This window comes from Saccharopolyspora aridisoli, assembly GCF_004348445.1.
In the GTDB taxonomy this organism is placed as follows: domain Bacteria; phylum Actinomycetota; class Actinomycetes; order Mycobacteriales; family Pseudonocardiaceae; genus Saccharopolyspora; species Saccharopolyspora aridisoli.
Genome location: NZ_SMKV01000011.1, coordinates 31183 through 52390, shown reverse-complemented (window position 1 = coordinate 52390; position 21208 = coordinate 31183). Strand labels below are relative to the sequence as shown.

General features: G+C 71.4%; 18 protein-coding genes. 13 read left to right on the top strand and 5 right to left on the bottom strand.

All coding sequences use genetic code 11. The features are described from left to right. Positions 1–15 precede the first annotated feature (15 nt). The 8 genes from E1161_RS11175 to E1161_RS11140 all read left to right on the top strand — a co-directional run bounded on the left by E1161_RS11175 (position 16) and on the right by E1161_RS11140 (position 7256). Positions 16–777 carry a DeoR/GlpR family DNA-binding transcription regulator gene (locus E1161_RS11175; protein WP_132622363.1) on the top strand — a complete coding sequence of 254 codons (762 nt, stop codon included), beginning with the start codon at positions 16–18 and terminating at the stop codon, positions 775–777. Then, on the top strand, positions 774–1718 hold the full coding sequence (pfkB, locus tag E1161_RS11170) for a 1-phosphofructokinase (protein ID WP_132622361.1): 945 nt from the start codon (positions 774–776) through the stop codon (positions 1716–1718). The genes E1161_RS11175 and pfkB overlap by 4 nt, the downstream gene beginning before the upstream one ends. After that, on the top strand, positions 1715–2167 hold the full coding sequence (locus E1161_RS11165; protein WP_132622359.1) for a PTS sugar transporter subunit IIA: 453 nt from the start codon (positions 1715–1717) through the stop codon (positions 2165–2167). Before pfkB ends, E1161_RS11165 begins: the two co-directional genes overlap by 4 nt. Beyond that, a complete protein-coding gene (locus tag E1161_RS11160) occupies positions 2164–3630 on the top strand; it encodes a PTS fructose transporter subunit IIC (protein ID WP_132622357.1) in 1467 nt (488 codons plus the stop codon). Before E1161_RS11165 ends, E1161_RS11160 begins: the two co-directional genes overlap by 4 nt. 45 nt (positions 3631–3675) lie before the next feature. Then, a complete protein-coding gene (locus tag E1161_RS11155; protein ID WP_132622355.1) occupies positions 3676–3951 on the top strand; it encodes an HPr family phosphocarrier protein in 276 nt (91 codons plus the stop codon). Between the two features lie 60 nt (positions 3952–4011). After that, entirely contained in the window at positions 4012–5550 is a 1539-nt protein-coding gene (locus E1161_RS11150; protein WP_132622353.1) for a glycoside hydrolase family 32 protein, read from the top strand. A 105-nt stretch (positions 5551–5655) separates the two neighbouring features. Then, on the top strand, positions 5656–6789 hold the full coding sequence (locus E1161_RS11145; RefSeq protein ID WP_132622351.1) for a M24 family metallopeptidase: 1134 nt from the start codon (positions 5656–5658) through the stop codon (positions 6787–6789). A gap of 26 nt (positions 6790–6815) precedes the next feature. After that, positions 6816–7256, top strand: coding sequence for an Lrp/AsnC family transcriptional regulator (locus E1161_RS11140; protein ID WP_093418192.1), 441 nt, complete (start codon positions 6816–6818; stop codon positions 7254–7256). 4 nt (positions 7257–7260) lie between these two features. On the opposite strand, the gene E1161_RS11135 is transcribed toward E1161_RS11140, so the two are convergent. Further along, positions 7261–8331 (bottom strand): GDSL-type esterase/lipase family protein, encoded by a 1071-nt coding sequence (locus E1161_RS11135; protein ID WP_132622349.1) that lies wholly within the window; start codon positions 8329–8331, stop codon positions 7261–7263. A 279-nt stretch (positions 8332–8610) separates the two neighbouring features. On the opposite strand from E1161_RS11135, the gene E1161_RS11130 reads away from it, so the two are divergent. The 4 genes from E1161_RS11130 to E1161_RS11115 all read left to right on the top strand — a co-directional run bounded on the left by E1161_RS11130 (position 8611) and on the right by E1161_RS11115 (position 15090). Further along, the gene (locus tag E1161_RS11130; RefSeq protein WP_132622347.1) at positions 8611–9159 is read left to right on the top strand and encodes an FxsA family protein; all 549 of its coding nucleotides are present in this window, start codon (positions 8611–8613) and stop codon (positions 9157–9159) included. Between the two features lie 222 nt (positions 9160–9381). Continuing rightward, positions 9382–11001, top strand: coding sequence for an amidohydrolase (locus tag E1161_RS11125; RefSeq protein WP_132622345.1), 1620 nt, complete (start codon positions 9382–9384; stop codon positions 10999–11001). 13 nt (positions 11002–11014) lie between these two features. Next, positions 11015–13432 (top strand): ATP-dependent helicase HrpB, encoded by a 2418-nt coding sequence (gene hrpB, locus E1161_RS11120; RefSeq protein ID WP_207920184.1) that lies wholly within the window; start codon positions 11015–11017, stop codon positions 13430–13432. A 140-nt stretch (positions 13433–13572) separates the two neighbouring features. Next, complete coding sequence (locus E1161_RS11115) at positions 13573–15090, top strand: acyl-CoA synthetase (protein WP_132622341.1); 1518 nt, start codon at positions 13573–13575, stop codon at positions 15088–15090. A 560-nt stretch (positions 15091–15650) separates the two neighbouring features. Here E1161_RS11115 and E1161_RS28345 read toward each other — a convergent pair. After that, positions 15651–15782, bottom strand: coding sequence for a hypothetical protein (locus E1161_RS28345; RefSeq protein ID WP_268951381.1), 132 nt, complete (start codon positions 15780–15782; stop codon positions 15651–15653). 128 nt (positions 15783–15910) lie between these two features. On the opposite strand from E1161_RS28345, the gene E1161_RS11110 reads away from it, so the two are divergent. Then, positions 15911–18529 carry a family 78 glycoside hydrolase catalytic domain gene (locus tag E1161_RS11110; protein WP_132622339.1) on the top strand — a complete coding sequence of 873 codons (2619 nt, stop codon included), beginning with the start codon at positions 15911–15913 and terminating at the stop codon, positions 18527–18529. Here the strand turns inward: E1161_RS11110 and E1161_RS11105 are convergent. The 3 genes from E1161_RS11105 to E1161_RS11095 all read right to left on the bottom strand — a co-directional run bounded on the left by E1161_RS11105 (position 18495) and on the right by E1161_RS11095 (position 21178). Continuing rightward, on the bottom strand, positions 18495–19361 hold the full coding sequence (locus E1161_RS11105) for an SGNH/GDSL hydrolase family protein (protein WP_235874945.1): 867 nt from the start codon (positions 19359–19361) through the stop codon (positions 18495–18497). The two genes, E1161_RS11110 and E1161_RS11105, sit on opposite strands and share 35 nt — an antisense overlap. A gap of 167 nt (positions 19362–19528) precedes the next feature. Then, a complete protein-coding gene (locus E1161_RS11100) occupies positions 19529–20692 on the bottom strand; it encodes a MalY/PatB family protein (RefSeq protein WP_235874944.1) in 1164 nt (387 codons plus the stop codon). Further along, a complete protein-coding gene (locus E1161_RS11095) occupies positions 20693–21178 on the bottom strand; it encodes a GNAT family N-acetyltransferase (protein ID WP_132622547.1) in 486 nt (161 codons plus the stop codon). Positions 21179–21208 lie beyond the last annotated feature (30 nt).

The window sequence follows — 21208 nt, the reverse complement described above, 5'->3', positions numbered from 1 at the left end:
CGGAGGGAAACGGGCATGTACGGGGCGGAGCGCCAGCAGCTGCTGGCGCAGCGGGCACGGCGCGACGGACGCATCGACGTCACCGCCGCCGCGGCTGAGTTCGAGGTGGCACCCGAAACGATCCGCCGCGACCTCGCCGCGCTGGAACGACAAGGACTGCTGCGACGCGTCTACGGCGGAGCCATCGCCATCGACCGGCTCGACTTCGAGCCCGAGATCTCGCTGCGGGACCAGACCAACGCGGAGAAGAAGGAACGCATCGCCAAGGCGGCCTTGGACCAGGTGCCCGCACGCGGAACCGTGCTGCTCGACGGCGGAACCACCACCGCCAGGCTCGCCGGGCTGCTGCCCGCCGACCGCGAGCTGACCGTGGTCACCAACTCGTTGCCCGCGGCGAACCAGCTGGCCACCAGGAACGGTTTCATCGTGCACCTGCTCGGCGGCCGGGTGCGCGGCACGACCCTGGCCACCGTCGAATCCTGGGCCCTGGACGTGCTGCGGCTGCTGACCGTGGACGTCGGCTTCTTCGGCACGAACGGCTTCTCCGCGGCGCGGGGCTGCACCACACCGGACCCCGCCGAGTCGGCGGTGAAGTCGGCGATGGTGGCCGCCAGCCGCAGGCGGGTGCTGCTGGCCGACCACAGCAAGTACGGCGACGACCAGTTCAGCCGCTTCGCCGAGCTCTCCGAGATCGACCTGGTCATCACCGACGACGGGCTGGACGCCGCCGCCGTCGACGAGCTCAAGGCCACCGAGGCGGAGGTGGTGCTGGCGTGATCGTGACCGTGACGCCCAACCCCAGCCTCGACCGCACCGTTCAGGTCGATCAGGTGACGCCCGGCGCCGTGCACCGCGCGAAGCAGGTGCGCCTGGACCCCGGCGGCAAGGGTGTGAACGTCGCCCGCGCGCTGGCCGCAGCAGGAGTGCCCACCCTGGCGGTGCTGCCCTCCGGCGGCGCCGAAGGGGCGCGGCTCGCCGAACTCCTCGCACCCGAAGCGGTCCCGGTGGTCGAGGTCCCGGTGCACGCGCCCACCCGCAGCAACATAGCGGTCGTGGAAGCCGACGGGACCACCAGCAAGTTCAACGAGCCCGGCCCGCGGCTCAGCGAGTCCGAGGTGGCGGCGCTGGAGACCTCGGTGATCGAGCTCGCCGGGCGGGCCGAATGGCTGGTGACCTGCGGCAGCCTGCCCGACGGATGCCCGCAGGACCTGCACGCCCGCATCGTCGGTTCGGCCCGGGCAGCGGGCACCCGGGTCGCGGTGGACGCCTCCGGGCTTCCCCTGGAACTGGCCTGCCGGGCTGCACCCGACCTGATCAAACCGAACCTCGCCGAACTCGCCGAGTTGGCGGGTGACCCGCTGCGCGACCTCGGGGACGTGCTCGAGGTCGCCCACCGGTTGCGCGCCGGTGGGGTGGGCACCGTGCTGGTCAGCCTCGGCGGGCTGGGTGCGGTGCTGGTGAGCGGAACCGGTGCTTGGCACGCGATGAGCGACGCCGCCGAGGTGCGCAGCACCGTCGGAGCCGGAGACGCGATGCTCGCCGGATACTTGCGCGCGAGCGCATCCGAGGCCACGGCGCTGCGCAGCGCCGTCGCCTACGGCACGGCAGCGGTCGGGCTCGCGGGAAGCCGCATGCCCGGCCTGGACGACGTCCACCCGCAGCGGGTGCGGGTGGACGCAGTGGACGCAACAGTGAGCCTCACCGGAGTGGCTGCATGACTACCGAACTGATCAACCAGAACCTCGTCGAGCTGGAACTGCCCGGCACCGACCGGGAAGCCGTGGTCCGCGACCTGGCGCAGCGCCTGGTCGAGGCCGGCCGGGTCACCGACCTGGACACCTTCCTGGCCGACGTCGACGCCCGCGAGGCGCAGATGCCCACCGGGCTGGAAGGCGGCATCGGCATCCCGCACTGCCGCTCGGCGGCGGTGACCACGCCGTCTCTGGCCTTCGGCCGCAGCAGCGCCGGTGTCGACTTCGGGGCCGAGGACGGCCCCGCCAAGCTGATCTTCCTGATCGCCGCACCGGAGGGAGGCGGAGAGGAGCACATGAGCGTGCTCGCCGCACTCGCCCGGCGACTGGTGCGCGCGGGATTCAAGAAGAAGCTGACCGAAGGCACCGACCCGGCGGAGCTGGCCGCCTACATCCGCGAGGAGGTCTCGCCGTGAAGTACGTGGCCATCACCGCCTGCCCGACCGGGATCGCGCACACCTACATGGCGGCCGAGGCGCTCGAGCAGGCCGCCAAGGACGCGAACGACGAGCTGAAGGTCGAGACCCAGGGCTCGGGCGGGTCCACCCCGCTGTCCACCGAGGACATCCAGGCCGCCGACGCGGTGATCTTCGCCGTGGACGTCGGCGTGCGGGACCGGGAGCGCTTCGCGGGTAAACCGGTCGTCGAGGTCCCCGTCAAGCAGGCCATCAACGACGCCCCCGCGCTGCTGGAACGAGCCGCGGAAGCCGCCCAGCGGCACGTCGCCGAGCCCGGGCGACCGGCGGCCTCAGAGCCCGCGCTGGACAGCAAGGTCACCGCGGGTACCGGGTTCGGCAGCCGGTTGCGGCAGTGGTTGATGACCGGCGTCAGCTACATGATCCCGTTCGTCGCCGCAGGAGGTCTGCTGATCGCGCTGAGCTTCGCGCTCGGCGGGTACCAGATCACCGACGCGCCACCGGTCACCGAGCAGTTCGACCCGGCCAGCCTGCTGTCCTGGGCGGCACTGGCCAACCAGATCGGGTCCGCGGCCTTCGAGTTCCTGGTTCCGGTGCTGGCAGGGTTCATCGCCTTCGCCATCGCCGACCGGCCTGCCATCGCACCCGGCTTCGTCGGCGGAGCGATCGCCGTGACCGTCGGCGCCGGGTTCCTCGGCGGACTCGTCGCAGGACTGCTCGCCGGTGCCGTGATCGTCGGGCTCAAGTCGGTCAAGGTCCCGCGCGGCCTCGCCGGGATCATGCCCGTCGTGGTGCTGCCGCTGGTGGGCACGCTCCTCGTCGGAGCGCTGATGTTCGTGGTCGTCGGCAAGCCGATCGCGCTGGCCATGACGGCGCTCACCGGCTGGCTCACAGGGCTCTCCGGGGCCAACGCCGCGCTGCTGGGCGCACTGCTCGGCGCGATGATCGCTTTCGACATGGGTGGGCCCATCAACAAGGTCGCCTACACCTTCGCCGTCGGCGGTCTCAGCATCGGCGGCACCACGTCGCTGGAGATCATGGCCGCGGTGATGGCGGCCGGCATGGTTCCGCCGCTGGCGCTCGCGCTGGCCGCGGCCGTGCGCGGCAGCCTGTTCACCCCGGCGGAACGGGCCAACGGGCGCACCGCGTGGCTGCTCGGCGCCTCGTTCATCACCGAAGGCGCGATCCCCTTCGCCGCGGCCGATCCGCTGCGGGTCATCCCGTCCACCGTGATCGGCGCGGCCACCACGGGTGCGCTGTCGATGAGCTTCGGCGCCACGCTGCGGGCCCCGCACGGCGGCATCTTCGTGACGCCGCTGGTGGGCAACCCGCTGCCGTACCTCGCGGCGATCGTGGTCGGCGTCGTGGTCTCCGCCGCCGCGGTGCTGGTGGCCAAGCAGATCAGCCGGCCGTCCGGCGAACCCGCTGCCGATCCCACCACCGAGCAGGCCGCCGCCGCCTGAACCTGCGAAGAACTCCACCGCAACAACTCCCGAGAGGAACTCCGCATGCAACGCCGCGTCCGCATCGCCGCCTCCGTCGGCCTGCACGCACGCCCGGCCGCCCTGTTCGCCCAAGCCGCTGCCGCCCACACCGAATCCGTGCGGATCGCGAAGGTCGTCGACGGCGTGGCCGGTGAACCCGTCGACGCCGCCAGCGTCCTGGGCGTGATGGGCCTCGGCGCGCACCACGGCGAAGAGGTCGAGCTGACCTGCGCCGACCAGAACTCGCTCGACGAACTCGCCGCGCTGCTCGAACAGGACCTGGACAAGACACCGGCCTGACCGGCTCATCAGCCCCACGGCTTTTCGAAGGTCAACGGAAACTGGAGCAAAGGAGCGCCAGTGCAGCCACGCCAGCACATCCGAACCGCTTTGCCACGTCGCCAATTCCTCGCCGGTACCGGAGCCCTGCTGGGCTTGGGTGCGCTCGGAGGCCTGACCACGCCCGGCCGGGCCTTCGCGGAGGAGACTCCGCACTGGCGCCCTGCGGTGCGCTTCGCACCCGCCCGCAACTGGATCAACGACCCCAACGGCCTGGTGTTCTTCGAGGGCGAGTACCACCTGTTCTGCCAGCACAACCCGCACGGCGACCAGTGGGGCAACATGTCCTGGGCGCACGCGGTGAGCCCCGACCTGGTGCGCTGGGAGGAGTTACCCGTCGCGCTGGAACCCGATGAGCTCGGCGACATCTACTCCGGCAGCGCCGTGGTCGACCACCACGACACCAGCGGTTTCTTCGGCGGGCAGCCGGGCTTGGTGGCGATCTACACCAGCGCGGGTGAGAGCCAGCAGCAGAGCATCGCCTACAGCACCGACCGCGGCCGGACCTGGACCAAGCACGCCGACAACCCGGTGATCCCGAACCCGGGCATCGAGGACTTCCGCGATCCCAAGGTCTTCTGGCACGGGGGCACCGGCCGCTGGGTGCTGCTGATCGCCGCGGGCGACCGCATCCAGATCTACGGGTCGGCGAACCTCCGGGACTGGGAGCTGCTCAGCGAGTTCGGCGCCGAACACGGCTCGCACGGCGGTGTGTGGGAGTGTCCCGATCTGTTCGAACTGCCCGTTGACGGCGATCCCGCCCGCACCAGGTGGGTTCTCATCGTCAGCATCAACCCGGGCGGACCCGCCGGCGGATCGGCGACCCAGTACTTCACCGGCGATTTCGACGGCACCCGGTTCACCTCGGACGGCTCGCCCGAGGAGGTGCGCTGGGTCGACCGGGGCGCGGACTTCTACGCTCCGCAGTCGTTCTCCGACGTGCCCGACGGCCGCCGGTTGTGGCTGGGCTGGACCAGCAACTGGAACTACGCCGACAAGATTCCCACCGACCCGTGGCGGGGAATGATGAGCACCCCGCGCCAGCTGAGCCTCGCCACCGGTGCCGGTGGTGGGCTGCTGCTCGTGCAGCAGCCCGTCGGGGAACTCGCGGGCGTGCGCGCCAACCGGCGAGCCTGGAGCGGTCCGCTCACCGAGGGTGGAGGCGTGGAGTTCCGGGGGAGCGCGGTCGACGTCGTCGCCCGGTTCCAGCTCGGCGCGGCCTCGGCGGTGGGCGTGGACGTCTTCGCCGGACCCGGAGGCCGGACGCGGGTCGGCTACGACGCCGCGGCCGGGGAGCTGTTCGTCGACCGCACCCGTTCCGGGCGCGCACAGGTCAGCGCCGAATTCCCGGCCCGCCACCGCACCCCGCTGGTCGTCGAGGGTGAGGCCGTCGAGCTGCGGGTCATCGCCGACCGCAGTTGCGTCGAGGTGTTCGCCGACGGAGGCCGCGCGGTGCTCACCGACCTCGTGTTCCCCGACGAGGGAAGCGACCGGATCTCCGCCTTCGCCGAAGGTGCCGGAGCCCACGTCGAGCTGGAGGTCTTCGATCTCGCACCGTGACGGCCGCAGTGGGAACCGCCGGGCAGGGCTCGGCGGTTCCCCGCGGGGGCGGCACGCCTGGACCGTGCGGTCGGCCTCGTCTTGCTGCGGCATTAGGCTTGGACCATGGCCACTGTCTCGCTGAAGCAGGATCCCGCCGTGCTCGCGGCTCGCCTGACCCGTGCCGCGCAGACCGCAGCAGCGTCCGACCTCGACGCAGTGCTGATCACTCCCGGATCCGACCTGCAGTACCTGCTGGGTGCAGGGGGGGAGTCGCACGAGCGGCTGACCTGCCTGGTGCTTCCGACCCAGGGCCCAGCCGCGTTGGTGGTGCCCAAGCTCGAAGCGCCCGGATACGCCGACGTCCCGCTGGACGACCTCGGGATCGAGGTCGTGACCTGGGTCGACGGGCAGGACTCGCACGGCATGGTGGCCGACCTGCTGGGAACGCCCTCACGGGTCGCGCTGGCCGACGCGATGCCCGCGCTGCACACCCTCCCGCTGCGCGCCAAGCTGCCCGGCGCCGAGCAGGTGCTGGCCTCCCCGGTTCTGCGCGAGCTGCGGATGCGCAAGGACGCCACCGAACTGCAGGCGTTGCGCGACGCCGGCGCGGCGATCGACCGCGTGCACGCGCGGATGGCCGAGTTCCTCAAGCCCGGCCGAACCGAAACCGAGGTCGGCGCCGACATCGAGGAGGCCATCCTCGCCGAGGGCCACACCGGGGCAGCGTTCATCATCGTCGGTTCCGGCGCCAACGGCGCCAGCCCGCACCACTCGGTGTCGGACCGGGTCATCGAGCGCGGCGACGTGGTCGTCATCGACATCGGTGGGCCGATCGCCAGCGGCTACAACTCCGACTGCACCCGCACCTACTCCGTCGGTGAGCCGGCGCAGGCGGGCGTGCGCGAGACCTACGCGGTGCTGCAGGCCGCGCAGCGGGCCGCCGTCGACACCGTCCGTCCCGGCGTCACCGCCGAGTCCATCGACGCCGCCGCCCGCGAGCCGATCGCCGCGGCCGGGTTCGGCGAGAACTTCGTGCACCGCACCGGTCACGGCATCGGTCTCGACGTGCACGAGGAGCCTTACATCGTCGGTGGCAACCAGCTGGTCCTGGAACCGGGAATGGCCTTCAGCGTCGAACCCGGCATCTACCAGCAGGGCCACTGGGGCGCGCGGATCGAAGACATCGTCATCGTCACCGACGACGGTGTGGAGAGCGTGAACAACCAGCCGCACGAGCTGGTGGTGCTGCCGGCGTGAGTGAGAGGGCAACCGGTCCGGGCACTCTGGAAGCCACCGACCGGGCGATTCTGCGAGAACTCGCGCGCGACGGCAGGTGCAGCTTCACCGAACTGGCCGAGCGCGTCGGGCTGAGCGTTTCGGCCGTGCACCAGCGCGTCCGGCGCTTGGAGCAGCGCGGCGCGCTGCAGGGCTACACGGCCAAAGTGGACGGTGAGCAGATCGGTCTGCCGCTGACCGCGTTCATCTCGCTGACGCCGATCGATCCGGCCGCGCCGGACGACTACCCGCAGCGGCTTCAGCACCTGCCGGAGATCGAGTCCTGTTACTCGGTCGCCGGCGACGAGTCCTACATCCTCCAGGTCCGGGTGGCCTCGCCGCTGGGGCTGGAGGAACTGCTGCGGCAGATCCGCGAAGCCGCCAAGGTCTCCACGCGCACCACGGTCGTGCTGTCGACCCCGTTCGAGAACCGGCCGCCCGCGATCTGAGCCCTCAGCGGTGGGCGTCGGACAGCGGGACGGCGGTGAGGTTCCCGCGTTCGTCCGGCAGGCAGGCGGCGCCGGGTTCGGTGGTGGCCATGAACTGGCCGAGGCAGCGGGCCAGCTGGGCGTGACCGGTCGCGTTGGCGTGGAAGGACTCCTGCATCGCGTGCGGTGCGCGCCGCTCGTCCTTCAACGCTTCCCAGTCCACGGTGAGGCGGGTGAACCACTCGCCGCTCGCGGTCTCGGGATCACCGGTGCACGCCTCGTGGCCCGTGCCCGCGCGCGAGAGGTCCAGGAACCGGGCGTCCGCTTCGCGAGCCACTTCGGCAAGCCCGGCGGAGAGCTGCGGCACACCGACGTCCCGGATCCACGCGAGGTCGCTGGGCTGGAACGGGCAACCGGACAGTCCCTGCAGCTCCGGTCGCACCTCCGGTGCGACCGGCGAGGCGTAGGACTGCACGATCAGCTGGTAGCTGCTGGGCGTGTAGCCGGCGCTGTCCATCGCAGCGCGGATGTCGCGCACCGCCGCCAGTGCCTTCGGCTGCATCCGGTCGATGCGCTCCTCCCACAGGCCATCATCCAGCCGAGCCGAGCAACCCTCGGGGGCACGGCGCGCCCACGCCTCCACGCACTGGTTGACGACCTCGGAGAAGGCCGGGTCGTCGTTCGCACCGATCTGCACCACCACGTCGGTGATGCGGTAGCGCTGCGCCAGCTCGGCCAGCTGCGCCGTTTGGGACTCCTCCACGCCCACGATCTCCGGGCCCGCCCGCAGCGACTCGGTGCGCGCTCCCGAGCAGGCCAGGTTGATCCGCGTCACGTCCGGTGGCAGCCGCAGCTGGTTCACCGGCGCGGCGGTTGAGCGGTGGCACCAGTTGTTGCCCTCGCCGTTGGTGCCCGCGATGTAGTTGCCGCCGCCCTCCCCGGACAACGTCGAGTCACCGACCGTCACCACGGCGGCCGGTAGTTGCTTGGGCTGCATCGGCAGACCCGGGAGGTACTGATCGCTGATCAACACCACGAGTGCCACGAGGCAGCCCGCGAGCAGGAGGATGAGCGATTTCGACTTGTGCGCCCGCATCACCAGGCAGTCTACGAAGTTGTCGACGATGGCTGATCAGCACCGCCGTGTTGAGCGCTGGTTCCCACGCTCGTGTCGCGCGGCGGCGGCCTCCAACGGGAGGGACACGAGCCTTCCCCGGAGCCGCGGCTCGTGTCCCATCACACGGTGTTGCGACGGCGCCACCGGAGCGACCGCGCAGGATCGAGGTTCGCCCGAAATGTTCCGATGCGGGATGGGAGAATTTCCAGCCTCCCGTTCGTTGGGCGGGGGAGAAGGCTTTACCACTGGAGGTCCTGGGTGCCGATCCTCGTGCTGCTCCTCATCGCCGGAGTCGCCGAACTCGCCGTGCTGGTCGCGTTGGGTCAGGCGATCGGGCTGCTGCCCACCATCGGTCTGCTGGTGCTGGCCGCGGTCCTGGGCAGCTGGCTGCTGCGCAGGGAAGGCCGCCGCACCCTGGGCGAGGTCCGCGAGGCGGCCCGGATGCGCAGACCCGCCGACCGCGAGATCTCCGACGGCATGCTCATCGCCGCTGGTGGGCTGCTGATCGTGCTGCCCGGTTTCCTCAGCGACGTCGCGGGTCTCCTGCTGCTCCTACCGCCGACCAGGGCGTTGGTGCGCAAGCGCATGATGCGTGCGGCCGAGAAGCGGGCAAAGCAGGTGCAGGACCAGGTGTGGATGCACCAGCAGCGGTTCAACCGCTCCGGTGGCCGTCCGGGCGATTTCATCGACGGCGAGGTCATCGACGAGGACGACGCCACGTCCTCCGGGTCCGCCGCGGGCACGCCGATCATCCTCCCACCGCAGTCGGTGCGCGCGGAACGCCTCGACGAGCCCCCGCAGCGCTGACGCGCTGTACGCGCCGATCAGCTGCGGTGAGCCTGAGCTTTGCCTTCGCGCTAAGCGCGGCAGGTTCAAGGCCGGGTGTTTAGTGCGGGTAAGCTCGTCAGAACGATCGTTGCCGGGGCGGATCGGGGGCTGAGTTCGATCACGGGATCGGGCGCCTTTGAGCCGCCCGGACGAGAGCGAACTGCGCAGTTGAGCCCCCGGAACGCGGAAAGCACGAAGGACATGCCCGAGACCACGTTGTTGCTCGGCGGCCGAATCCACTCGCCCGCCGACGCCGCCGCCACCGCGATGGCCGTCACCGATGGCGTCGTCTCGTGGCTCGGCGCCGACGAGGTCGGCCGTGCGCTGCACCCCGATGCCGAGGTCATCGACCTCGAAGGCGCGTTCGTCGCGCCCGCCTTCGTCGACGCCCACGTGCACGCCACCTCCACCGGGCTGCTGCTGCGCGGCCTGGACCTGACCGGTTGCGCCTCGCTGACCGAGTTCCTGCACGCGTTGCGCGACCACGTGGCCGAATACCCGGGTGCGCTGGTGTGGGGTCACGGGTGGGACGAGACCTGGTGGCCCGAGCGCCGGCCTCCGACACGCGAGGAGATCGACACCGCTTCCGGTGGTGCCCCGGTCTACCTCTCACGCATCGACGTGCACTCGGCTTTGGTGTCCAACGCACTGGTCAACCTCGCGCCGCTGGCGCGCAGCGCCGAGGGCTGGAGCGACGAAGGGCCGCTCACCCGCGTCGCCCACCACCACGTTCGACGTGCCGCTCGGGACGCGCTCGGTTCGGGGCAGCGCAAGGAGGCGCAGCTGGCGTTCCTGCAGCAAGCCGCCGCCCGAGGTGTGGCCTGCGTCCACGAATGCGCCGGACCGGACATCTCCGGGGCGGACGATCTGGTCGAACTGCTGGCGCTGTCGGAACAGGGCGGTGTGCCGGAGGTCGTCGGGTACTGGGGCGAGCTCGGCGCCGTCGAACGCGCCCGCGCCCTCGGTGCGCGGGGTCTGGCCGGTGACCTGTTCGTCGACGGCGCCGTCGGGTCTCGCACCGCTGCGCTGCGCGAGGCCTACACCGACGACCCGAGCACTGCCGGTGTGCTCTACCTCGACGCCGATGCGGTCGCCGAGCACCTGGTGACCTGCACGCGGTCCGGCCTGCAGGCCGGGTTCCACGTCATCGGTGACGCCGGGGTCGCCGAGGTGTGCGCCGGGTTCCGCAAGGCCGCCGAGACCGTCGGCGTGCCCGAGCTGGCGAGCATGCGGCACCGGCTGGAGCACCTGGAGATGATCGACGAGGGGCAGGCCGCCGAGCTCGGTTCCTTCGGCGTGGTCGCGTCGGTGCAGCCCGGTTTCGACGCCTCCTGGGGCGGCACCGGCGACATGTACGCCCGTCGGCTCGGGCTTCCCCGGGGCGCCCAGCTGAACCCGTTCTCCCGGTTGGCGGCCAACGGCGTGCTGCTGGCGCTGGGCTCGGACGCACCCGTGACCCCGGTGGACCCGTGGCGTTCGGTGCAGGCCGCGGTCAACCACCGCACCGACGGTTTCGGCATCTCACCGCGCGCCGCGTTCACCGCGCACACCCGGGGCGGCTGGCGTGCCGCCGGTGTGGACGACGGCGTGACCGGCACGCTGGTGCCCGGTGCGCCCGCCACCTACGCGGTGTGGGACGCCGGTGAGCTCGTGGTGGCCGGGACCGATTCACGCGTCCAGCGCTGGTCGACCGATCCGCGCTCCGGCGTGCCGCCGCTGCCGGACCTCTCGCCGGAAGCGCCGATGCCGCGATGCCTCCGCACCGTCCTGCGCGGCAAGACGATCTTCAAGCACAACCCCGAAGACGACGAACTCGTCTGAGCCCGGGGCGTTGATGGAGTTCCCCGATCTCCCGGTCCGCCCGGTCCTGGGTGAGGTCACCTCCGCGCTGACCGGGCACGGCACCGCCGTTCTCGTCGCACCGCCTGGAACCGGCAAGACCACGCTCGTGCCGTTGGCGCTGGCCGAGGCCGGGCTGCGGGTCGTCGTCGCCGAACCGCGCAGGCTCGCCACTCGCGCCGCGGCCGGGCGGATGGCCGAACTGCTGGGCGAGCAGGTCGGTCGGCGGGTCGGCTACTCGGTGCGCGGTGACAGGCGGCGCGGCAAGGACACGGTCGTCGAGGTGGTGACGTCGGGCCTGCTGGTGCGTCGCCTGCAGGCCGACCCCGAGCTGTCCGGGGTGGACGTGGTGGTGCTCGACGAGTGCCACGAACGCCACCTGGACGCCGATCTGCTGCTCGCGCTGCTGCTGGACGCCCGCGAAGGGCTGCGCCCGGACCTGAAGGTGCTGGCCACCTCGGCGACCGTGGCCGCCGAACGCGTGGCCGATCTCCTCAACGGCGCACCGGTGCTGCACGCCCATGCCCGCACGCACCCGGTCGAGGTGACGCACCTGGCGCCGCGGCGCGGGGAGCGGACCGAATCGGTGGTGTCCCGCGCGACCCGCGCGGCTCTGTCCGCACAGGACGGTGATGTGCTGGTCTTCCTGCCGGGTGCGGGGGAGATCCGCCGCGTCGCCGAACAGCTCGCCGATCTGCCCGATGTGGACGTGCTGCCGCTGCACGGCCGTCTGGCGCACGCGCAGCAGGACAACGCGCTGCGGCAGGGGCATCGGCGACGAGTCGTGCTGGCCACCGCGGTGGCCGAGTCCAGCCTGACCGTGCCGGGGGTGCGCGCCGTGGTCGATTCCGGGCTCGCCCGGGTCTCCCGGATGGACACGCGGCGCGGTTTGTCCGGCCTGGCGACGGTGCGCGTGTCAGCCGCCGTCGCCGACCAGCGCGCCGGCCGGGCGGGCAGGCAGGGCCCCGGTCTGGTGTACCGCTGCTGGCCGGAGCACGAGCACTCGACGCTTCCCGCCCATCCCGAACCGGAGATCCGCACCGCCGAACTCACGCGACTCGCGCTGGAACTGGCCTGCTGGGGTACTCCCGACGGCTCGGCCCTGTCGTGGTGGGACACGCCTCCGAGTGGGGCCCTGGCCGCCGGTCGTGAGGTGCTGAGAGGGCTCGGGGCGCTCGACGAGGCCGGAGGAATCACCGAACGGGGCCGGAGGATGGCCGGGTTCGGCCTGCACCCGCGACTCGCCCGAGCTCTGCTCGACGGCGCCGAGACCGCGGGCGGCGAGGTCGCGGCGGAGGTCGTCGCGCTGCTCGACAACGATGCCCTGACAGGCGAGACCGATGTGGCCGGTGCGCTGTCGAAGCTGCGCGGCGGTGGGCCCGGTGCGAAGCGGTGGCGCGAGGAGGCCCGCAGGCTCGTGTCCCAGGTGCCCGGTACACCGCGTCGTGGCGGGGACGAGGCGTTGGTGGTCGCGCTGGCCCAGCCGGAGCGGCTGGCGAAGCGCCGCGGTGAGGACTCGGCCACCTACCTGATGGCCTCGGGCACGGCCGTCGAGCTACCGGCCGGCTCCGGGCTGCGCGGTTCGGAATGGCTCGCCGTGGCCGTCGCCGACCGTTCGCCCGGACGTTCGGCCGGAGTCATCCGGCTCGCCGCGAGCGCGGACGAGGAACTCGCCCGCCGCGCCGCGCCGGCACTGCTCAGCTGCGACGACGAGATCGCCTGGGTGGACGGGGACGTGCGCGCGGTTCGCGTGGACCGGCTCGGCGCGATCGCGTTGGCCACCCGGCCGCTGCGCGACCCCGATCCGGCGCGCGTCCGCGAGGCGCTGCTCGACGGGCTGCGGGCGGAATCCCTCGGTCTCCTCCGGTGGAACGACGACGCCCGCCGGTTGCGGCAGCGCCTGGCCTTCCTGCACGGAGCTCTTGGCGAGCCCTGGCCGGCCACCGACGACGAATACCTGCTCGGCGTGGCCGACCAGTGGCTGGAGCCGGAGCTGTCCCAGGCGCGCCGACGTGCGGACCTGCGGCTGTCCGCTGCGGAGGCGCTGCGGCGGTTGATCCCGTGGTCGCAGGCCGGCCGCTTGGACCAGCTGGCTCCCGACCGCATCGAAGTGCCCACCGGATCGCACATCCGGGTCGACTACAGCGCCGGCCAACCTGCTCTCCCGGTCAAGCTGCAGGAGGTCTTCGGCTGGCGGCAGGCGCCGCGCATCGCCGACGGTGCCGTTCCGGTCGTGCTGCACCTGCTGTCGCCCGCAGGACGCCCGGCTGCGGTGACCGGCGACCTCGAATCGTTCTGGCAGAACGGTTATCCGCAGGTCCGGGCCGAGCTCCGCGGCCGCTACCCGAAGCACCCGTGGCCCGAAGACCCGACCGACGCGACACCGATGCGCGGCACGAACCGCCGCCGATGAGCTCGTCCGGGAGCTTCCGAGGGGCGAAAACCGTGCTTTGACCGGGTCCGACCGCCGCCCTATGTTTGCTCCGCCAGGCCGTTCTTCCCGGGTGATGCCCGGGCAAGATCCGAGGCCGGAACCGCTGCGGAGGGGACGACGTGGGCGAGCACGAAGGCATCGGCACCTGGATCACCCGTCGCGCCCTGATGACACCGGGCCGCACCGCGGTGATGTTCGGCGAGCGGTCCCTGACCTACGCCGAGCTGGCGGACCGGGTCGCGCGACTGGCGGACCGGTTGCGCGCTGCCGGGGTGGGTCCCGGGAGCCGGGTCGCCTACCTCGGCACCAATCACCCCTCGTTCGTCGAGACGATGTTCGCCACCCATCAGCTCGGCGCGATCTTCGTACCCCTGAACTTCCGGTTGGCGCCACCCGAAATCGCCTACATGCTCGAGGATTCCGGCGCCGAGGTGCTGGTCTACGGCCCCGGATCGCGCGAGGTGGTGCGGTCGATCGCCGATCTGCCGAGCGTGGTCGTCGCGCTGGAGGATGCCGAGCGCGGAGAGCTCGATTACGAGACGTGGCTCAACGAGGGCGGCACCGCGCCGGCGGACGTGCAGGTCAGCGGTGAGGAGATCGCGCTGGTCCTCTACACCTCCGGCACCACCGGGCACCCCAAGGGCGCCATGCTCAGCCACTCCAACCTGGTGTGGAACGCCTACAACCTGCTGGTGTGCGTGGACATCACCAGCGATGAGCGAACCCTGGTCAGCGCTCCGCTGTTCCACGTGGCCGCGCTGGACCAGTGCCTGTTGCCGACGCTGCTCAAGGGCGGATGCGCGGTGATCACGCCGGGCTGGGACGTGGGCCGGGCCTTCGACCTGATCGAGCGGAGGCGGATCACGCTGCTGTTCGGCGTGACCACCATGTTCGCCGGGATGGCCGCCTCTCCCCGGTGGGCGCAGGCGGACCTGTCGTCGGTGCGGACGGTGATGACCGGTGGTGCAGCGGTGCCGGACGCGCTCATCCGCACCTTCCAAGAACGTGGACTGGTGTTCTGCCAGGGCTACGGGATGACCGAAACAGCGCCGGGCGCCACCTTCCTGGAGGCGAGCGAGAGCACGCGGAAGGTCGGATCGGCAGGCGTGCCGACCATGTTCACCAGCGTCCGCGTGGTGCGCGACGACGGCAGCGACGCGGCGCCCGGTGAGCCGGGCGAGGTGCTGATCAAGGGACCCAACGTGAGCCCGGGGTACTGGCGCAAGCCCGAGGCCACCGCGGCATCGCGCACCGAGGACGGGTGGTTCCGCTCCGGGGACGTGGCGAAGGTGGACGACGAGGGCCACCTCTACGTCGTGGACAGGGTCAAGGACATGTTCATCTCCGGTGGCGAGAACGTGTACCCCGCCGAGGTGGAGAACGCGATCTTCGCCCACCCCTCGGTGATCGAGGTGGCGGTGGTCGGAGTCCCCGACCCCATGTGGGGAGAGGTCGGGTGCGCGTACGTGGTGTGCGAGTCGGGTGGTGGGCTGACGTTGTTCGAACTGCGCGAGTTCCTGGCCTCGCGACTGGCGAAGTACAAGATCCCGCGAGAACTTCGCGTCGTTGACGGATTGCCGAAGACCGGCTCCGGGAAGGTGCAGAAAGCACGGCTGCGCTCCTCTCGTGGTGCGTGAGCGGTGTGCGAAGAGCGGTGACGGTCGTCCTCGCTCGTCCCCGGAGCGGTCCGGGCGTTGGTTCCCACTGTGCAGTTGTCAAGGAACAGGTTCGCTTCGAACTGGTGTACCCATTGTGCCGTGCGGTCGGACGAAGGAGCGACCGAAAATCGACGCACGATCGGGTGGCTTCGATCATCACTCGTTGAAACACCGTGCCAAAACGCACAACTGAGTGACCACGATGGACGAATTCACAGGCTGCAGGGATGTTTCGGTGTCGATCCACCGGACGTGGACAGTCACCCGAAATTCCGAACCGGAGCGGGCCGTAGATCGTTAGCATGAGGTTCTGAGGACCGGCTCAGCGATCCGTGCACGCTGTGGCAGGCCGTCGGTGCATCGACCACGGAGGTTCGATGGACAGCACCCCGACACCGGCACGTCCCTGGCGCACCGCGCTCCTCGCCGGAATGGCCTCGTTCCTCGTCGATGGTGGTCTACGCGGTCGGTGCCGCGCTGCTCGCCGGCGCGGGCGGACCAACACCGCTGCTCGTCGGCCTGCTGGCCACCGGCCTGCACTACGCGATGTGGAACGTCGGGGCGAACACGATCGCCCAGGGGGTCACGATCGCGTTCGGCCGCATCGCGGCCTCGCTGGTCGGCTTCGGCACACCGGCGTTGGCGTCGGCGAGCCCCGCGCTGACCTTCACCGGTGTCGCGCTCTGGCGGTCCTCGCCGGTGCCATCGGCCTGTTCTGGGTACCCCGGATTCCGGGTGCGCGGCAGCTCGCGGCCGCGGCACGCTGACCGCTCGTGGAGAGGAACTCGTGGAACCGCACATGCCAGACGGAATCAGCCGCTCCGCCTCCTGGATCGGCAGGTGGACCGACCCGGCCCACCGCGTCCGGCGGTCGATCGACTCCGACGCTATCGCCTGGATCGGGCCGGGGGAGTGGCTGGGCCAGACCTTCACCACGCCGGGGAGCATCACCGCGGTCTGCGCGGACCTCGTCCGCGACGGCGAACCGCGCGGCCGGTGGGAGCTGCGCGACGCGGCAGGCGCGGTCCTGGCGAGCGCGGTGATCGAGGTCGGCGGGTTCCGTTGGGACCGCTTCGCGCACCACCTCGAACTCGCCGAGCCCGCGGCACCGGGCGACTACCTGGTCAGGCTGAGCCTGGAATCCGGGCGGGTCGGCTGGCGGACCCGCACCGGGCCCGCGCCGGCGTTCGAGGATGACGGTGTGTCGCCGCTGCCGGTCGAGGGGGTTGCGCTGCGCGACGGAGTCGCCGAACCCGGGACCCGTGCGATCGGTGTGGAGACGGTCCCCGCTCCGAACCCCGTGTTCCGCGCGGTCTTCAACGTTCCCGGCGGTGCGCGCGACGCACGGCTGACCGCCGTGGGCCTGGGCTACGGCGTGTTCCAGGTCAACGGCAGCGCGGTGACCGAAGACGTCCTGGAACCCGCCCAGACAGCTTACGACCGGACCGTCCTGCACCGCACCTACGACGTCACGTCCCTGCTGGTGCCCGGTCGGAACACGCTCACCGCCGAGCTCGGACGCGGCTTCTACGCGGCTCGCGGGGCCAACACCTGGGGCTGGAACCTCGCTCCGTGGCACCGTGAACCCGTGCTGCTCGCGCACCTGGAATACCTGGATCCCGCAGGGGTCGGGCACGTGGTCGCCTCGGGGCCGGGCTGGGAAGTGGCCGCAGGACCGACCACCGGAGACCTGCTCTACACGGGCGAAGCGGTCGACGCGACCACCGAAGAGCGCTGGGAGCGGGGAATCGTCGTACCGCCACCTGGCGGTCGGCTGCGCGAGGCCACCGCGCCACCCGTCCGCCGCACCGAAATCCTCAGCGCACTGCGGGAAACGCGCGTCGGCGACACCACCGTCCACGACTTCGGCACCATCCTCACCGGACGCGTGCGCTGCGCGATCAGCGGTGACCCGGGTGCCGAGGTCGTCGTGCGCTACGCCGAGCAACTGGCCGAAGACGGTTCCGTGCGCTGCGACAACGCACTGGCCGCGGGCGAAGCCCAGGTCGACCGGTACGTGCTCGGACCGGAGCCGGTGACCTGGGAACCGCAGTTCAGCTACAAGGGGTTCCGCTACCTGGGCGTGCAGGTCCGCGGCGACGCCTCGGTCAGCGAGGTGCGGGCTGTGCGGCTGGCCACCACCGTCGGGCGAACCGGGTCCTTCGTCTGCGAGGACGAAACGCTGAGCTGGATCGACGCGGCCACCGCGCGCACGTTCCTGAACAACCTGCACGGCGTGCCCACCGACACCCCGGTGTACGAGAAGAACGGCTGGACCGCCGACGCCCATCTGGGCACCGAAGCCGTGCTGCACCACTTCGACCTGCGGAATTCGCTGGTCAAGTGGCTCGACGACCACGTCGACGCGCGCGACGAGGCGGGGATGGTGCCGATGATCGTGCCCACCCCGGGGTGGGGGCGCGAACCCGATCCGGCGTGGAGCGCCTCGATGGTGCTCATCCCGTGGAACCTCTACTGGGAGCACGGGGACCTGGCCCTCCTGGAGCGCTACGGCGACCCGATCCGCGCCTACACCGACCGGCTGCTGGAGCTGGCGGAAGAGGGGCTGTGGCGCGGGGACAGCTGGGGCGACTGGCTCTCACCCGGGCACTGGCACGCGCCCGAGGGGCCGGAGCCGACGGCGACGATGATGCTCCACCGCGTCACCACGCGCACCGCCGAGGTGTGCCACGCGCTGGGCATGGACGGCGAAGCCGAGCGCTACCGCGATGCCGCGCGCAGCATCGCCGCCGCCTACCACGCGAAGTTCTTCGACGAGCCCAGTGGAACCTACCGCTCACCCGAGGCCGGGTTCCGGCAGTCGATGAACGTGCTGCCGCTCGCCTTCGGCGCCGTTCCGGCCTACGTCGCCGGGGCCGTGGGGGCCGGTCTCGTCGACGACATCGAGGAGCGCACCAACGGGCACCTCGACTGCGGGGCCGTGGCCGCCAAGCACCTGCTCGGGGTGCTGGCCGACGTCGGTCGGGCCGACCTCGCGGTGACCGTGGCGACCCGGCCCGACCGGCCCGGCTGGGGGGTCTGGCACCGGCTGGGGATGGAAACCCTGATGGAGGCCTGGGACGACACCGCTCGTTCGCACAACCACTACTTCCTCGGCGCGGCCTCGGCCTGGATCCAGCAGCGCGTCGGCGGGTTGCGCTCCACCAGCCCGGGCTGGTGGACCTTCGACATCGCTCCCGTGCAGGACGACCGCGTCACCTGGGCCGACGTCCGCCACGTCACCCCGCAGGGCAACGCCGGGGTGTCCTGGCGGCGGCGTGATGGCAACTGGGCGTTCGAGGTGGAGGTTCCCGAGGGCAGCGTCGCCACGCTGCGGCTGCCCGGACAGCCGCCCGCCCGGTTGCCTGCCGGGCGTCACGGGCTCAACCGGCCGGCCACGCCCGGGGCGGGTCGCTAGGCGGGCAGATGTGGCCGGACGCGCCCGCGACGTCGGTTCGCGGGGACCTGCGCAAGATCGCCCGCAGCAGGCAGGCCAGGGAGCACCACGTCAGGTCCCAGGCCCGGCTGGCCACCCACGGCACCCCCTTGATCAGCAGCCACCGGAGGTGGTCCAGGCGCGTCACCGGCACGCCGCCCGAGCAGGTCAGCGACACCTCCGAGGGCACGGTCACGCCTTGCTCGGCCAGGCCCGTCGCGAAGGCCGCCGCCAGCATCCGGTGCCCCAGTTCGGAGGGGTGCAGCCGGTCCACGCTCCACGCGGCGGGGTGGTAGGCGCCGGGCAGCCGGTCCAGGTCCACGATCGCCGCGCCGTGGGCCTCGGCGACCGAGGTGAGGATGCGGTTGAGGGCGTCGATGCGCCGGTGCAACAACCGCCGCAGCGGCCCCGGCAGCCGGAACACACTGGCGTGATCGTGGTACCGGATCGTCACCACCGAGGCTCCCGCTCCGACCAGCGAGCACATCACGTGGTCGAGCTGCTGCCACAGCAGTTGGGCGTTGAAGTCCGCGCGCATCGTGTCGTTCATGCCGATCATCACGATCGCCGCGTCCGGTTCCACCCGCAGCGCGTCGGGCAGCTGGGTGTGCCAGGCCTCGGCGACGCGGGCACCGCTGGTGGCCAGGTTGGTGAAGCGGGCGGCCTCGACCGCGTCGGCGAGCAGCGGCGCGAAACCCCGCCACCGGCCGCCTGGAACCGGGTCGCCCATGCCCGCGGCGACGGAGTCGCCGAGGACCGCGAGGCTGCGTACTCGTCGCGAGCCGGGGAGCCCGGTGGTCATCGCGTTGTGCACCTGATCATCGTGAGCCCGGCGGTTCCTCGCGGGGTAAGGCGAGGGTGAAGCCGGAACGACCCTTCGGCGAAAACTCCGGTGGTGCCATCCTGCCGGTGCGGTCCTGGTCTGGATCGAGGTCCGGTTCGTCCGGTCAGTTCAGACCAGAACCGCCCGGTGCCCCGTGATCAGCGGTTCCGCACGGCTTCGGCGAGGTTCGAGACGATGCGTTCGAGGATGGGGCGCGGGGTGGCGAAGTTGAGGCGCGCGTGACCGCGTCCCTCCTCGCCGCACGCGGGGCCGTCGGTGAGCACGACGCCCGCGTTGTCGCGGAAGAACTCACCCGGGTGGTCACCGAGTTCGAGCGCGCGGAAGTCCAGCCACGCCAGGTACGTTCCCTCGGGTTGCCGGTAGCCGACCTCCGGCAGGTGTTCGGCCAGCAGCGAGGTGACGGCCCGGCGGTTGCCGTCGAGGTAGTCCAGCACCTCGTCGAGCCACGGCTGCCCCGAGTCGTAGGCGGCGGTGTTGGCGATGAGCCCGAGGTTGGAGGCCCCGTCGGTGGCGTGCGGGCCCAACGCGTCCAGCGCGGCCGCGTCGGCGTCGTTGGAGGTGATCAGCTGGGCGCACTTCAGGCCCGGCAGGTTCCACGCCTTCGACGCGGAGGTCGCGGTGATCGTGTGGCCGGCGGCGGTGTCCGACAGCGACGCGTAGGGGACGTGCCGGTGATCCCGGTAGACCAGCGGGGCGTGGATCTCGTCGGAGAACACCCGGCCACCGTTGCGGTCGACGACCTCGCAGACCGCGGTCAGCTCGTCCGGGGTGAACACCCGGCCCAGCGGGTTGTACGGGTTGCACAGGACCAGCAGGTTCCCGCCCGCCTGGAACGCGGCGTCGAGCGCGTCGAGGTCGAACACGACCCCGTCGCCGTCCAGGGCCATCGGAACCGTGATCAGTTCCCGGTCCATCCCGCCGGGGACCTTCAGGAACGGCATGTAGGCCGGCGTGGGCAGGATGACCTTGCTGCCGGGGGCGCTGAAGTGCTCGATGGTGATCGTCAGCGCGCGGATCACGTCGGGGATCGCGTGCACGCGATCGGGGGACGTCCGCCAGCCGTGGTGCGCGGCCTGGTACTCGGCGCAGGCCCGGGACATCTCGGCTGCGAGGCGGGGCGGCTGGTAGCCGAAGTTCAGCGAATCGACGCCGGAGTGCAAGGCGTCCAGCACGGCCGGTGCCGTGCCGAAGTCCATCTCCGCGACGAATGCCCCGATCGCGTCGTCGTGCAGCGTCCACTTGAGACTGCCCCGCGCGCGCAGGTCATCGATGGTCACGGCGTCGAAGGCGTTGCCCAACACTCATCCTCTCCACAGGTGCTTCTCGAACCAGTGTGAGGCGTAGGGGGCAGCGTTGTAAGCCGGGATCTCGACGTAACCGCGCTTGGCGTACAGCCCACGGGCTTCGACCAGGTCCGAGCGGGTGTCCAGCCGGAGCGCGTGGTAGCCGAGAGCGGTGGCGTGCTCCTCGACCGCGTCGAGCAGCACGCCACCCAGCCCTCGTGCCCGGAGTCCTGGCCGGACGTACACCCGCTTGAGCTCGGCGGTGCCGGGAGTCAGCTCGCGGATCCCCGCGCACCCGAGCACGCCCGGTCCCTCGCGCGCGACCAGGAAGACCCCGGTCGGCGGGTGCAACCCGTCGTCGGGGTCCTCGGCGATCGCCTCGTCCACTTCGGCTTCGGTGGCCGGGCGGTCGTAGTAGCGGCTGGCCATCTCGTCGGTGTACTCGCGCAGCAGGGCTCGGACGAGCGGTTCGTCCACCGCTGCCGGAACGACCTCCACATCCATGGGCACCCGACGATTGTCACCGCCACGTCC

Bases quoted from the DNA above. Each gene is read 5' to 3' on its own strand.
- E1161_RS11175 (WP_132622363.1), top strand. From the start codon at position 16: ATGTACGGGGCGGAGCGCCAGCAGCTGCTGGCGCAGCGGGCACGGCGC.
- E1161_RS11165 (WP_132622359.1), top strand. From the start codon at position 1,715: ATGACTACCGAACTGATCAACCAGAACCTCGTCGAGCTGGAACTGCCC.
- E1161_RS11155 (WP_132622355.1), top strand. From the start codon at position 3,676: ATGCAACGCCGCGTCCGCATCGCCGCCTCCGTCGGCCTGCACGCACGC.
- E1161_RS11145 (WP_132622351.1), top strand. From the start codon at position 5,656: ATGGCCACTGTCTCGCTGAAGCAGGATCCCGCCGTGCTCGCGGCTCGC.
- E1161_RS11135 (WP_132622349.1), bottom strand. From the start codon at position 8,331: ATGCGGGCGCACAAGTCGAAATCGCTCATCCTCCTGCTCGCGGGCTGC.
- E1161_RS11125 (WP_132622345.1), top strand. From the start codon at position 9,382: ATGCCCGAGACCACGTTGTTGCTCGGCGGCCGAATCCACTCGCCCGCC.
- hrpB (WP_207920184.1), top strand. From the start codon at position 11,015: ATGGAGTTCCCCGATCTCCCGGTCCGCCCGGTCCTGGGTGAGGTCACC.
- E1161_RS11110 (WP_132622339.1), top strand. From the start codon at position 15,911: ATGCCAGACGGAATCAGCCGCTCCGCCTCCTGGATCGGCAGGTGGACC.
- E1161_RS11095 (WP_132622547.1), bottom strand. From the start codon at position 21,178: ATGGATGTGGAGGTCGTTCCGGCAGCGGTGGACGAACCGCTCGTCCGA.